9 protein-coding genes are annotated in these 12,803 nt (G+C 72.5%); 2 read left to right on the top strand and 7 right to left on the bottom strand.

Annotation, left to right across the window (positions count from 1 at the left end; translation table 11 throughout):
* Positions 1-50: 50 nt before the first annotated feature.
* Positions 51-1,124 (top strand): AI-2E family transporter, encoded by a 1,074-nt coding sequence (locus DBP14_RS16040; protein ID WP_129307878.1) that lies wholly within the window; start codon positions 51-53, stop codon positions 1,122-1,124.
* Here DBP14_RS16040 and DBP14_RS16035 read toward each other — a convergent pair.
* Complete coding sequence (locus DBP14_RS16035) at positions 1,067-3,232, bottom strand: SpoIIE family protein phosphatase (RefSeq protein WP_129307877.1); 2,166 nt, start codon at positions 3,230-3,232, stop codon at positions 1,067-1,069. The two genes, DBP14_RS16040 and DBP14_RS16035, sit on opposite strands and share 58 nt — an antisense overlap.
* A gap of 199 nt (positions 3,233-3,431) precedes the next feature.
* Between DBP14_RS16035 and aspS the strand changes: the two genes are divergently transcribed.
* The gene (gene aspS / locus DBP14_RS16030; RefSeq protein WP_129307876.1) at positions 3,432-5,195 is read left to right on the top strand and encodes an aspartate--tRNA ligase; all 1,764 of its coding nucleotides are present in this window, start codon (positions 3,432-3,434) and stop codon (positions 5,193-5,195) included.
* Between the two features lie 94 nt (positions 5,196-5,289).
* On the opposite strand, the gene DBP14_RS16025 is transcribed toward aspS, so the two are convergent.
* From DBP14_RS16025 to DBP14_RS16000, 6 genes are all read right to left on the bottom strand, one after another.
* Complete coding sequence (locus DBP14_RS16025) at positions 5,290-6,234, bottom strand: hypothetical protein (RefSeq protein ID WP_129307875.1); 945 nt, start codon at positions 6,232-6,234, stop codon at positions 5,290-5,292.
* An 80-nt stretch (positions 6,235-6,314) separates the two neighbouring features.
* The gene (locus DBP14_RS16020; RefSeq protein ID WP_129307874.1) at positions 6,315-7,049 is read right to left on the bottom strand and encodes a YoaK family protein; all 735 of its coding nucleotides are present in this window, start codon (positions 7,047-7,049) and stop codon (positions 6,315-6,317) included.
* Positions 7,050-7,268: 219 nt separating this feature from the next.
* Entirely contained in the window at positions 7,269-8,357 is a 1,089-nt protein-coding gene (locus DBP14_RS16015) for an SAM-dependent methyltransferase (protein ID WP_129307873.1), read from the bottom strand.
* An 85-nt stretch (positions 8,358-8,442) separates the two neighbouring features.
* Complete coding sequence (gene metG, locus DBP14_RS16010; RefSeq protein ID WP_129307872.1) at positions 8,443-10,059, bottom strand: methionine--tRNA ligase; 1,617 nt, start codon at positions 10,057-10,059, stop codon at positions 8,443-8,445.
* Between the two features lie 123 nt (positions 10,060-10,182).
* On the bottom strand, positions 10,183-11,754 hold the full coding sequence (locus DBP14_RS16005) for a VWA domain-containing protein (RefSeq protein ID WP_129307871.1): 1,572 nt from the start codon (positions 11,752-11,754) through the stop codon (positions 10,183-10,185).
* Positions 11,755-11,831: 77 nt separating this feature from the next.
* The gene (locus DBP14_RS16000; protein WP_129307870.1) at positions 11,832-12,803 is read right to left on the bottom strand and encodes an endonuclease/exonuclease/phosphatase family protein; all 972 of its coding nucleotides are present in this window, start codon (positions 12,801-12,803) and stop codon (positions 11,832-11,834) included.

Below are 12,803 nucleotides of genomic sequence, written 5' to 3'. Positions count from 1 at the left end.
TGCGGAGGCCGGGGCAGGACAGCCGTAGCCGGGCGTGATCCGCTGGGGGTGTGCGTCTGCTCCCCGACCCCGTCCGCCGGCTGGCCGCCTGGTGCGCGGTGCTGCTGCTGGTGGCCGGGGTCGGCTGGGTCGGGGTGCGGCTGTGCTCACAGTTCCGTACGGCCGTGACCCCGGTGCTGCTCGCCCTGCTGGGCACCGCGCTGCTCGGGCCGCTGTACCGCAGGCTCGTCCGGGTCGGGGTGAACCCGTCGTTGGCGGCCGGGCTCACCTGCGTCGCCGTGGTCGCCGTGGTCGGCGGCGCCCTCTACATCGTCGTCGCCGCCCTCATCGACACCGGCGACCAGATCATCGCCTCGCTGAAGAACGCCGCCAAGGCCGTCTCCCAGCACTTCGGGGCCGCCGGGACCGGGCTGGACGACCTGGCCGAGAACTCCCGCGCGCTGCTCGGCAAGTTCGGCGGGACCGCCGCCGCCAACGTGATCAGCGGGGTCAGCGTGGTCGGCGAGGGCATCGCCATGGGCGTCCTCGCGCTGCTGCTCGTCTTCTTCTTCCTGCGCGACTCCGGGCGGGCCGTCGCCGCCCTGCGCTCCCTCGCCCCCGGCGGCACCGCCGACACCGTGGAGGCCATGGCCCGCCGCGCCTTCGAGGCCGTCGAGGGATTCATGCGCGGCACCACCCTCATCGCGCTCATCGACGCCCTGTGCATCACCCTCGGCCTGCTGATCCTCCAGGTGCCCGGCGCGATCGGGCTGGGCGCGCTGGTGTTCGTCGGCGCGTACATCCCCTACCTGGGCGCGTTCATCTCGGGGGCGGTGGCCGTCCTGGTCGCGCTCGCCGACCGGGGCTTCGTCATCGCGCTGTGGGCGCTCGGCGTCGTCCTCGCCGTGCAGGTGCTGGAAGGGCATGTCCTGCAGCCGGTGATCCAGAGCCGGACCGTGCAGATGCACCCCGCGGTGGTGATGCTGGCGATCACCGCCGGGGCGTCCGTCGCCGGCATCCTCGGCATGCTCCTCGCGGTCCCGCTGACCGCCGCCGCCTTCGGAGTCGTGCACGAACTGCGCGAGCGTCACGTCCTGGACGGCGCCCCGGAGACGCCCCCGTCCGGTGAGCCGCCCGGCTCGTAGAGCTCGAACCAGATGCTCTTGCCCTCGCCGCGCGGGTCCACGCCCCACGCGTCGGCCAGCAGTTCGATCAGCATCAGACCGCGCCCGGAGGACGCCAGCTCGCCCGGCCGCCGCTTGTGCGGCAGGTCGTCGCCCGCGTCGGCGACCTCCACCCGCAGCCTGCGCCCGCCCCTGCGCTCCCCGATGACCTCGGCGAGCAGCAGCGCGTCGGTGTCGGTGTGCACCAGCACGTTGGTGACCATCTCGGAGACCAGCAGCGCCGCCGAGTCCACCTGTTCGGCCGACGCCCAGTCGTGCAGCAGCTCGCGCAGGTGCCGGCGGGCCTCGGCGATCCGCTCGGGCTCGTCCTGCGCCACCGACAGCAGCGTGCGCCGCACCCGGGGCCGTACCGCCACCGTGTCGCCGCAGCCACAGCCGTCGCCGGGCCGGCACAGCAGCAGGAGCGCTATGTCGTCCTCGCGGCGGTCGGCGAGCGGGCCGGTGGTGTGGTGCGAGGACGGCCCGTGCACGCCCTGCACGAGGGCGTCCGCGAGGGACTCCAGGCCGTCCTCGTGATTCGCGTCGTAGTCCTCCAGGATCGCCCGGACGCGCCGCCAGCCGCTCTCCATGTCGTGCCCGCCGGTCTCGATCAGGCCGTCGGTGCACATCGTCATCGTCTCGCCGGGCTCCAGCGCGAACCGGGTCGTCGGATAGTCCGCGTCCGGGTCGATGCCGAGCGGCAGCCCGCCCGCCGTCGGCCGCATCATCACCGTGCCGTCGGCCATCCGGATCGCCGGGTCCGGGTGCCCGGCGCGGGCGATCTCCAGCATCCCGGTCGCCGGGTCGGCCTCCACGTACAGGCAGGTCGCGAACCGGAGGTCGGTCAGCTCCTCGTCGTGGGTGATGCCGTGCAGGAACCGGGAGGCGCGGGTGAGGACCGCGTCCGGGCGGTGGCCCTCGGCGGCGTAGGCGCGCAGCGCGATCCGCAGCTGGCCCATCAGCCCGGCCGCCCGCACGTCGTGCCCCTGCACGTCCCCGATGACCAGCGCGAACCGGCCGGAGGGCAGCGGGATCATGTCGTACCAGTCGCCGCCGACCTGCAGTCCGCCGCCGGTCGGGATGTAGCGGGCGGCCACGTCCAGGCCGGGGATCTCCCGGATGAGGGTGGGCAGCATGGAGCGCTGCAGGCCCTCGGTCAGCTCCCGCTCGGACTCGGCCGCGCCGGCCCGGGACAGCGCCTGGGCGAGCATCCGGGCGACCGTCGTCAGCACGGCGCGCTCGTCCGGCGTGAACGCCACCGGATAGCTGAACGCGGCCAGCCAGGCACCCATCGTGTGCCCGCCCACGATCAGCGGCAGGAACGCCCACGAGTGGCGGCCGAGCTGCCGGGCGAGCGGCCAGGTCACCGGGTAGCGGGCCCGGTAGTGCTCCGGCGAGGACAGGTACACGGCCCGGCCGGTGCGCACCACCTCGGCGGCCGGGTAGTCCGTGGACAGCGGCATGTAGGAGAAGGGGCCGCCGTCGCCGGTCGGGTAGCCGTGGTGGCCGATCACGGTGAGCCGGTCGCCCTCCACCCCGAAGACCGCGAGCCCGTCCGGCGAGAAGCCCGGCATCGACAGCCCGGCCGCGACCCGCAGCACCTCCTCGGTCGAGCGCGCCTCGGCCAGCGCCCGGCCGGCGTCCAGCAGGAACGCCTCCCGGGAGCGCCGCCAGTCCCCGGTGACCGCGCTGCGGGCCGCCACGCTGCCCGGGACCGGCTCGGTGACCTCCTGGAGGGTGCCGATCAGCTCGTACGCCTGCCGTTCCGGGTCGAAGGACGGCTTCGAGCGGCTGCGGACGATCCGTACGACGTCCCCGTGCTCGTCCATGATCCGGATCCGGACCTCGGCGAGGGTGCCCTCGGACACGGCCATCGGGACCACGCCGGTGATCTCGTTCCAGTCGGCGGGGTGCAGCCGGGTGCGGGTCTGGTCCTCCGTGAGGGTGACGGGCTCGGCGGGCAGCCCGAGCAGCCGCGCCGCCTCCGCGTCCACGGTGACCAGACCGGCAGCGGTGTCCCAGTGCCAGAGGCCGGTGGCGAGGGCGGCGAGGACGTCCCCGACGGACGGCAGGGGCTCGCCAGTGCGCATTGCCCCACCTTAGGGAGGTCTGTTTGATATGTGCCACCTGTTGCACCCGCCTTCGTGCAGCGGTTTCCCCCGGTGGGAAATGAGGGGGAGGCGATCTTGGGGCGGCCGGTACCCTTGACGGGTCCGGGCCCCGTGCCCGTTCCCGCCGGTCCGCAGCGCCGGCAGGCGAGAACCCCACCACGAAGGACGATGAACCCAGATGCATCGGTACAGGTCCCACACCTGCGGCCAGCTCCGCGCCTCTGACGTCGGCACCGACGTCCGGCTGAGTGGCTGGCTGCACAATCGGCGCGACCTGGGCGGCATCCTCTTCATCGATCTGCGCGACCACTACGGCATCACGCAGCTGGTCGCCCGTCCCGGTACGCCCGCCTACGAGGCCCTGGACAAGCTCTCCAAGGAGTCCACGGTCCGTGTCGACGGCCGCGTGGTTTCACGTGGAACCGAGAACATCAACCCCGACCTGCCCACCGGCGAGGTCGAGGTCGAGGTGGCCGAGGTCGAGCTGCTGGGCGCCGCCGCCCCGCTGCCCTTCACCATCAACGCCGAGGACGGGGTCAACGAGGAGCGGCGCCTGGAGTACCGCTTCCTGGACCTGCGCCGCGAGCGCATGCACCGCAACATCATGCTGCGCACGCAGGTCATCTCGGCGATCCGGCAGAAGATGAGCGGCCTCGGCTTCAACGAGCTGGCCACGCCGATCCTGACGGCGACCTCCCCCGAGGGCGCGCGCGACTTCGTCGTGCCCTCCCGGCTGCACGCGGGCAAGTTCTACGCCCTGCCGCAGGCGCCGCAGCAGTTCAAGCAGCTGCTGATGATCTCCGGCTTCGACCGCTACTTCCAGATCGCGCCCTGCTTCCGCGACGAGGACGCCCGCGCGGACCGCTCGCCCGGCGAGTTCTACCAGCTCGACGTCGAGATGAGCTTCGTCGAGCAGGAGGACGTCTTCCAGCCGATCGAGCGGCTGATGACGGAACTCTTCGAGGAGTTCGGCGGTGGCCGCCACGTCACCTCCCCCTTCCCGCGCATCCCGTTCCGCGAGGCGATGCTCAAGTACGGCTCCGACAAGCCGGACCTGCGCGCCAAGCTGGAACTGGTGGACATCACCGACGTCTTCGAGGGCTCGGCGTTCAAGGCGTTCGCGGGCAAGCACGTGCGCGCCCTGCCGGTGCCGGACGTCGCCGGCCAGCCCCGCAAGTTCTTCGACCAGCTCGGCGAGTTCGCGGTCTCGCTCGGCGCGCAGGGCCTGGCCTGGGTCCGCGTCACCGAGGACGGCTCGCTGACCGGCCCGATCGCCAAGTTCCTCACCGAGGAGAACGTGGCCGAGCTGACCAAGCGGCTGTCGCTGGCCGCCGGGCACGCGGTGTTCTTCGGCGCCGGCGAGTTCGACGAGGTCTCCAAGATCATGGGCGCGGTCCGCGTCGAGGCCGCCCGCCGGGCCGGCCACTTCGAGGAGGACGTCTTCCGGTTCTGCTGGATCGTCGACTTCCCGATGTTCGAGAAGGACGAGGAGACCGGCAGGATCGACTTCTCGCACAACCCGTTCTCCATGCCCCAGGGCGGCATGGACGCCCTGGAGAACCAGGACCCGCTGGACATCCTGGCCTGGCAGTACGACATCGTCTGCAACGGCGTCGAGCTGTCCTCCGGCGCGATCCGGAACCACGAGCCGGACATCATGCTCAAGGCGTTCGAGATCGCGGGCTACGACCGCGAGACCACCGAGCGCGAGTTCGCCGGCATGCTCCGCGCGCTCCGCTTCGGCGCCCCGCCGCACGGTGGCATCGCCCCCGGCGTCGACCGGATCGTCATGCTCCTCGCCGACGAGCCCAACATCCGCGAGACGATCGCCTTCCCGCTCAACGGCAACGCCCAGGACCTGATGATGGGCGCCCCCACCGAGCTGGACGAGTCCCGCCTGCGCGAGCTGCACCTCACCATCCGCAAGCCGCAGCCGAAGTAGTCCACCCGCCGGTCAGTCCCCCGCACCGGTACCGGAGCCCGCACGGCGCTCCGGTTCGGCGTCGGGGGACGCGGCGTTTCAGCGGCCGTACGCCTCAGGCACGGGCACCGGCACCGGCCTGGTCCGCGGTGCCGTTCGGCTGCTCCTCGGCGAAGAGGTCGTGGACGCATTCCGCGTGGGGCGTCCGGTCCAGCCACCGGTTGAGCACATCCAGGTCGGTGCAGTCGGCGATGCGTGTGCGGGCCTCGTCGGGGATGTGGATGCCCCGAGCTTCCAGGAACCGCAGGATGGCCTTCGCCTCACCCCGGGCCTCCCCGATTGCCGCCCCGTTCGCCTCCCCGTCGAGGTACGTCTCCTCCAGCAGGGTGCCCCGGCCGGGGAAGAAGTTGGTGAAGCTCATCAGTTTCCTCCAGGTCTGACGGGCCGGGGTGTCTCCCAGGCCGATCTCCAGCAGGCCGCTGAAGTACACGGCGGTCTGCGCGTCTGTCGTCTGCAGGGCGCCGGCCAGGGCCTCCAGTATGGCCGGGGCCTTCGGATTCCGGCTATGAGTGATGGCGGAGAAGGTGGCCATCGCCAGGTTTCGGGCCGCCGTCCGCTGATCGGTGATCACCGGCACGTTGTCCGGGCTCAGGACCAGCGGATGGGTGCAGTTGGTGGTCCAGCCCTGGATCTCGCAGGTGAACGGCCCGGCCGCCCAGCGCGCGGTGGCCCTGTCCGTGCAGGTGACGAAGAGAAGGACCGGAAGCCCGAACTTCGCCTGCAGATAGGTCACGTAGTACGGCCAGCTCGTCGCCTTGCGTTCGTCGCGGCGTCCCTGCGTCTCGATGGCGAGCAGGAAGTCGTCGCCGTCGGACGGTTCCACCCGCAGCACGGTGTCGACACGTCTCTCCAGGGGATGGATCTCCGTCACGTCGGCGCTGAGGACCGCGATGGACGCCTTGGCCGAGAGGGGGACTCCGAGGAGTTCGAAGACGGGGGTGAGGAGCTCCGGCCGGTCCTGGAAGATCCGGTGAGAAGCCTCGTGGGTGGCTGTGACCATGAGCGGAAGCTAGCGGGCGCCGCGGGTCGGCCGACCGGGCGATGCGAGTGCGTTCACTCCTTCGAGTTGCGAAGAAACGTTCACGTCGTGGTGGTCGTGCCGATCCGCGGGTGGATCGCTGCCAGGACGAGGACGCCGGCGGCGACGACGAGGAGGGCCGGGCCGGTGCCCCAGCGGGAGAGCAGGGTGCCGAGGACGCCGCCGAGGAAGATCGCCGTGATCGAGGCCGTCAGTCTGAGGCGGGTCAGGCGGTCGGATGCGGCGAGGGGGGCGGGGTGGTGGCCCGGGGGGTTGGTGACGACCTGGCCGATCATCCGCAGCAGGGACATCTGGATCAGCAGGGTCGGCATCCCGGGGACCGCCGCGCGCAGCGCCATCGCCCCGCGCAGGCCCATGGCGACGCCGACGAGCGTGATGACCCCGGCGTCGGGCCTGCCCGCCAGGGCGAACCCGTGGTGCCACACCGCCAGCCCGCCCCCGGCGCCCAGCAGCAGCGCCTCGACGAGCAGGGACGCGGAGAACCAGGACGTGGCCGCGGCGATCCTGCCGATCAGCACGGATCCCGCCACCGCCCCCGCCACGAACGCGGCCAGGGCGATCGCCGGGCCGAGCGCGGGCACCCCGGGGCCGCCCGCGAGCGCGAAGGCGAGGAACAGCAGGTTGCCGGTGGCGAGGGCGGTGAAGACATGCCCCAGGGTCAGGAAGGTGACGGCGTCGATCGCACCCGCGACCACGGTGAGCAGCGCCATGTCGACGGTGATCCGCAGGTCGTGCCGGAAGGCGGTCGCTTCGGCCGGGCCGGGGCTGTGCTGCATGGTCGTAGTCTCGACGCCGCACGATCCCCACCCCCTCAGCCTCCCCCGGATGCCCCGCCCGCGTGTCCCGCCCGCGTGTCCCGGCCGTTCACCGGTGCCGGCCGCCGCTCCCGGCCCGTCCCGGCCGGCTCAGCGGCGCTGACCCGCCGGTGTTGCCCTGCCCCTGTCGGCTCCGCGACGCGCGCGCCCACCACCGCCTGCCCGGCCCGGCGGCGCCGCTCAGCGGCGGCTCATCCGGAGTGTGACCACGTGCCAGTGGGTCTCGGCCGCTCTCGGGTCGGCGGCGAGCAGGGCCGTTAGCCGGGTGCGGAAGGCCGCAGTCAGGGCGGCGGTGCTGTCCGGGGCGCGGTCCGGGTCCAGGGCGCTGAAGAGGGACGGGCCGAAGGCGGCCTGGAAGAACGTCGTCAGCCGGTCGGCGAAGGCCCCGGCGTCGCCGGAGCGGTCGTACGCGTCGAGGATGACGTCCGGGAGGGCCACGAGGTCGTGCTCGTCGAGCCGCAGGGCCTGGGCGAGCGGCCCCGACTCCAGCGGTTCGAGGAACTCGGTGAGGGTCCGGTTCCAGGTCGGGATCGTCATCCGCGCGTACTCGGCCGGCCGCAGCAGCCCCTGCTCGACCAGCTCCACGAGTACGGCGTCGGCGGCGTCCAGCAGGTTCTCGGCGCCGCTGGCCCCGTCGTCGGCCGCCGCCCCGCCGACGACCACGAGCTGCCCGCCGGGCCGCAGCTCACGGGCCCGGTGGGTGAGAAACGCCGTCCAGTCCGCCCGGGACCGCTCCTTCAGCGCGCGGCGGGCGTCGCCGGTGGCGCGCGCACAGTAGATGTGGTCGCGGACCGGCTCGGGCACCCGGGACAGCCACTGCACGGCGATCGCGCTCCACGCCAGGTGCAGCTCGGCCGCCGGGAAGAGCCGGCCGTAGAAGGAGCGCGGCTCGGCGTGGACGTAGACGTCCGGCTCCCGCGCGTACGACCCCGGCGCGTCCAGGACCGTGGCGAACAGGGCGTTGAAGTCGTTGGCCGGGATGTCGGTGTGGACCACGGTCACGGGGGTGTCCCGGCCCGTACGGCCCCGCACCCGCTCGACCACGGCCCTCATCGGCGTCAGCGAGTTGGAGCCCGCCGCCGCCCCCAGGTCGGCCACCCGGAACGGCGCGTCGCCCTCGGGCAGCACCACCGCGTCCAGCGCCCGGTACAGCAGCGGCATCCCGTGATCACCTGCCGAGCCCTGCACCCGGGAGTGCCGGGCGTAGTCCTCCCCCATGGCGCCTGAGGCGTAGGAGGCGTACGAGGCGGGAGGGCGCGGTCCGCTCATGAATTCACGATACCGAGACGGACGCCACGGAGCCCGGTGACGCCGTACGACGTCACCGGGCTCCGGTGTCCTGCAGCGGGCCCGCCTACGCGGCCGGCTTCTCCTCCAGGCGCGGGAAGAGCACCGCGCCCTTGGTGACCGTGGAACCGGCCGCAAGGCGGCCCCACTCGCCCGCGTCCTGGACCCGCTGCTCGGCGAGGGCGCCCAGGGACGCCTCCGCGCCGAGGGAGTCCCACAGCTTCCGCGAGGTGTCCGGCATGACCGGGTTGAGCAGGACCGCGACCGCGCGGAGCGACTCGGCGGCGGTGTACAGGATGGTGGCCAGGCGGGCCTGGCCCTCCGCGGACTCGTCCTTGGCCACCTTCCACGGCTCCTGCTCCGTGATGTAGCCGTTGACCTGCTTCACGAAGTCGAAGACCGCCAGGATGCCGCCCTGGAAGTCCAGCTCCTCGCCGATCTTCCGGTCGGCCGTCGCGACGGCCTTCGCCAGTCCGTCGTGGACCGCCGTCTCGGCTTCGCCGTCGGCCGTGGCCGCGGGCAGCTCGCCGCCGAAGTACTTGCCGACCATGGCGGCCACGCGGGAGGCGAGGTTGCCGTAGTCGTTGGCCAGCTCGGACGTGTAGCGGGCGGAGAAGTCCTCCCAGGAGAACGAGCCGTCCTGGCCGAAGGCGATGGCCCGCAGGAAGTACCAGCGGTACGCGTCCACGCCGAAGTGCGAGGTCAGGTCCTGCGGCTTGATGCCGGTCAGGTTCGACTTCGACATCTTCTCGCCGCCGACCATCAGCCAGCCGTTCGCGGCGATCTTCCCGGGCAGGGGCAGGCCCTGCGCCATCAGCATGGCCGGCCAGATCACCGCGTGGAAGCGGAGGATGTCCTTGCCGACGAGGTGCACGTCGGCGGGGAAGGTCTCCTCGAACTTCTGCTGGTTCTCGTTGTAGCCGACGGCCGTCGCGTAGTTCAGCAGGGCGTCGACCCACACGTAGATCACGTGCTTCTCGTCCCAGGGGACCGGCACGCCCCAGTCGAAGGTCGACCGGGAGATGGAGAGGTCCTGAAGGCCCTGGCGGACGAAGTTCACGACCTCGTTGCGCGCGGACTCCGGCTGGATGAAGCCGGGGTTCGCCTCGTAGAGGGCGAGGAGCTTGTCGGTGTACTCGCTCAGGCGGAAGAAGTAGTTCTCCTCGCTGAGGATCTCCACCGGCTTCTTGTGGATCGGGCACAGCTTCTGGCCCGCGTACTCGCCCTCGCCGTCGAGCAGTTCACCGGGGAGCTTGTACTCCTCGCAGCCCACGCAGTACGGGCCCTCGTAGCCGCCCTTGTAGATCTCGCCCTTGTCGTACAGGTCCTGCACGAACTCCTGGACGCGGTCGGTGTGCCGCTTCTGCGTGGTGCGGATGAAATCGTCGTTGGCGATCTCCAGGTGCTCCCACAGCGGCCGCCAGGCCTCCGTGACGAGCTTGTCGGCCCAGGCCTGCGGGGTGACCCCGTTCGCCTCGGCCGTGCGCATGATCTTCTGACCGTGCTCGTCCGTGCCGGTGAGGTACCACACCTTCTCGCCGCGCTGACGGTGCCAGCGGGTGAGCACGTCGCCTGCGACGGTCGTATAGGCGTGGCCCAGGTGAGGAGCGTCGTTGACGTAGTAGATGGGCGTCGAGACGTAGTACGCCTTCGACCCCTGCTTCTCGGATCCAGTGGCCGCCATAAGCCGCAATCCTACTGGGCCGCCGGAGATCGACTCACACGCGTTTCGGGGGGTGGACCTCGTGCGGTGCCGGTCCACCCCCGGGTGCGGCGGTGTGCTGGTGTGCGTGCTGGTGCGCGGGGGCTACGGCCGCCAGGCCGCCAGGATGCCCTCGTACAGCTCCCTGTCGGTGAGCTCGCGGGGGGCGGGGCCCGCGTGGAAGAAGGCGGTGTTCTCCGTCTTCAGCTTGCGGAGGTAGTCGAACGCCTTGTTGTCGTGCTCGCCGAAGGCGACGAAGGAGAAGAAGACGTCAGGGTGCTGCGCCGCGGCGTCCGCGAGGGACTGGGTGGCCGGGGTCTTGGCGTCCGGGGCGCCGTCCGTCTGGAAGACCACCAGGGCGGGGGTGCCGGGTGCCTCCTTGGCGTGCCGGGTGAGGACGGACTCCACGGCGGCGTGGTAGCTGGTACGGCCCATGCGGCCGAGGCCCGCGTGCAGCTCGTCGATCTTGTTCTCGTGCTCGTCGAGAGTCAGGTCGCCGGTGCCGTCCAGCTCTGTGGAGAAGAAGGTGACGTGGACCGTGGCCTCGGGGTCGAGGTGGGCGGCGAGGGCGAGGGTCTGCTCGCCGAGGGCCTGGGCGGAGCCGTCCTTGTAGTACGGGCGCATGCTCGCGGAGCGGTCCAGTACGAGGTAGAGCTTCGCTCGGGTGCCGGTGAGGTTCGTCTTCTTGAGGGCGGTGCCGGCGGCCTTGTAGGCGGCGGTGAGGGCGGGGGCGCGGGTCTTCAGGCGGGGGAGGGGGGTGGCGGGTTTGGCGGGTGGCTCCGTCGGCGCTGCCGGGCTTGCCTCGGCCCCCGGCCCGGGGTCGGCCTGCGGCTCCTCTGCCTGTGGCGCGGGCTGCGGCTCGGCCGCCTCGGCTTCGCCTTCGGCGGATGCGTTCCCACCCGCACCACCCGTGACGGTCTCGTCGTCGGGTGCAAGTGGCCCCTGTGGGACGTCCCCGCCGTCGGCGGCTCGCGGTCCGTCCGCCTCGCCACTCGGCCCGGCCTCCCGCCCGGCCTCGGGCTCCGGAAGGGCCTCAGGCTCGGGCTCGGCCTTGGCCACGGGCTCCGCCGCGGCCTCCGGCCCGGGCTCCGCCGCGGCCTCCGGCCCGGGCACGGGCTCGGCCTCAGGCTCCGGGACGGGGGTGGGCTCGGCCTTGGCCTCGGGCTCCGACGCGGCCTCCGGCCCGGGCTCGGGCTCGGCCTCGGGCTGCGACGCGGCCTCCGGCTCGGGCACGGGCTCGGCCTCGGGCTGCGACGCGGCCTCCGGCTCGGGCACGGGCTCGGCCTCGGGCTGCGACGCGGCCTCCGGCTCGGGCACGGGCTCGGGCTCGGCCTCAGGCTCCGGGACGGGGGTGGGCTCGGCCTTGGCTTCGGGGGCCGGCTCGGGCTCCGGGGCGGCGGGCTCGGGCTCGGGCTCCGGGGCGGCGGTCTTCGGCTCGGGCTCGGCCTCTGCCTGTGTGGGGATGGTGGGTTCTGTGGGGCGGGGGACCGTGACGTTGTCGAAGGCCGCTGCCACCAGCTCGTGTTCGTCGTCGTCCGAGTGGCGGGGCTCGGGGACTTCGGGGGCGGCGGACTCGGCCGGGGGCTGCGACGGGAGTCGGTCCGCACCCTCTGCTTCGGCCGGGCTGCCCTTGCGGGAGCGGCCGAACGCGTTCCGCAGGAGAGTGAGAATGCCCATGTGCGCAACCCTTCGGGTGAGTTGTGGCCCGTCGATCCCTGGCCAGGACGGACACGTAAGGTTAGCGGCCCAATATCTCAGTGCGGTGACGCGTTCGTCCGCTCGTGCAGCGTCAGGTCGACCAGCAGTGCCCGGTGGTCCGTGTCCGCGAGGGTGGGGAAGCGGGCGCCGGTCGCCGAGAAGTCGGGTGTGACCAGGACGTGGTCGATCTGGGCGCCGATGACGGAGGCCGTGCGGGACGGCCAGGTGGGGGTGCGGTCGTGGCCGGCCAGGCGGGCCGCGTCGGACAGACCGGTGTCGAGAATGTGACGGAAGCCCGCGTGGTCCTGGGAGGCGTTGAAGTCGCCCGCGAGGACGGTCGGGGTACCGGGGTCCGACGCGGCGAACGATCGCAGGCGGTTCAGTTCGCGGTGCCAGAGGGCTACCTGGCCCGGCAGCGGGGGCATGGGGTGGGCGAGCTGGAGGCGGACGGAGTGCCCGCGGACGTCGGCCACCGCGCCCGGCATGCCCATGGTGCCGCGGACCCCGGCCGTGCCGCGCAGCGGGAAGCGGCTGAGGATGAGGGAGCCGTGTGAGCCGGCCGCCGCCACCGCCTGCCGGTAGGGGTACCCGGACCCGAACTCCCGCCGCAGGGTGGCCTGGCAGCCGTACTCGCACTCCTCGACGAACACGATGTCCGGCTTGTCGGCGCGGATCAGCGGGACCAGTGCCGGGGTGCCGCGCCCGAACTCGACGTTCGAGGTCAGGACGCGGAAGGAGGCCAGCGGGGGGCCGTCCGGCTCGTGCAGCTTGCCGTAGGGGTCGCTGAACCACGCGAGCAGACCGAGGACGGCGACGGACCACACCAGGCCCGGCCACCAGCGGGCCAGCAGCGAGAGCAGGAGAGCGACGCCGGCCGGCACGAGCAGCCACGGCAGGAAGGCGAGCAGTTGCGGCACCGGCGTGATGCCGTCGGTGTCGGCGACGCGGCAGCCGGCCACCACGCTCACCCCGGCCAGCAGCAGCCCGGCGCACCAGGCACCGAACCGGCGTCCGGGATGAGCTGTCAC

Origin of the sequence: Streptomyces sp. L2 (genome assembly GCF_004124325.1) — a bacterium.
Taxonomy (GTDB): domain Bacteria; phylum Actinomycetota; class Actinomycetes; order Streptomycetales; family Streptomycetaceae; genus Streptomyces.
This window is presented reverse-complemented; position numbering and strand designations above follow the sequence as displayed.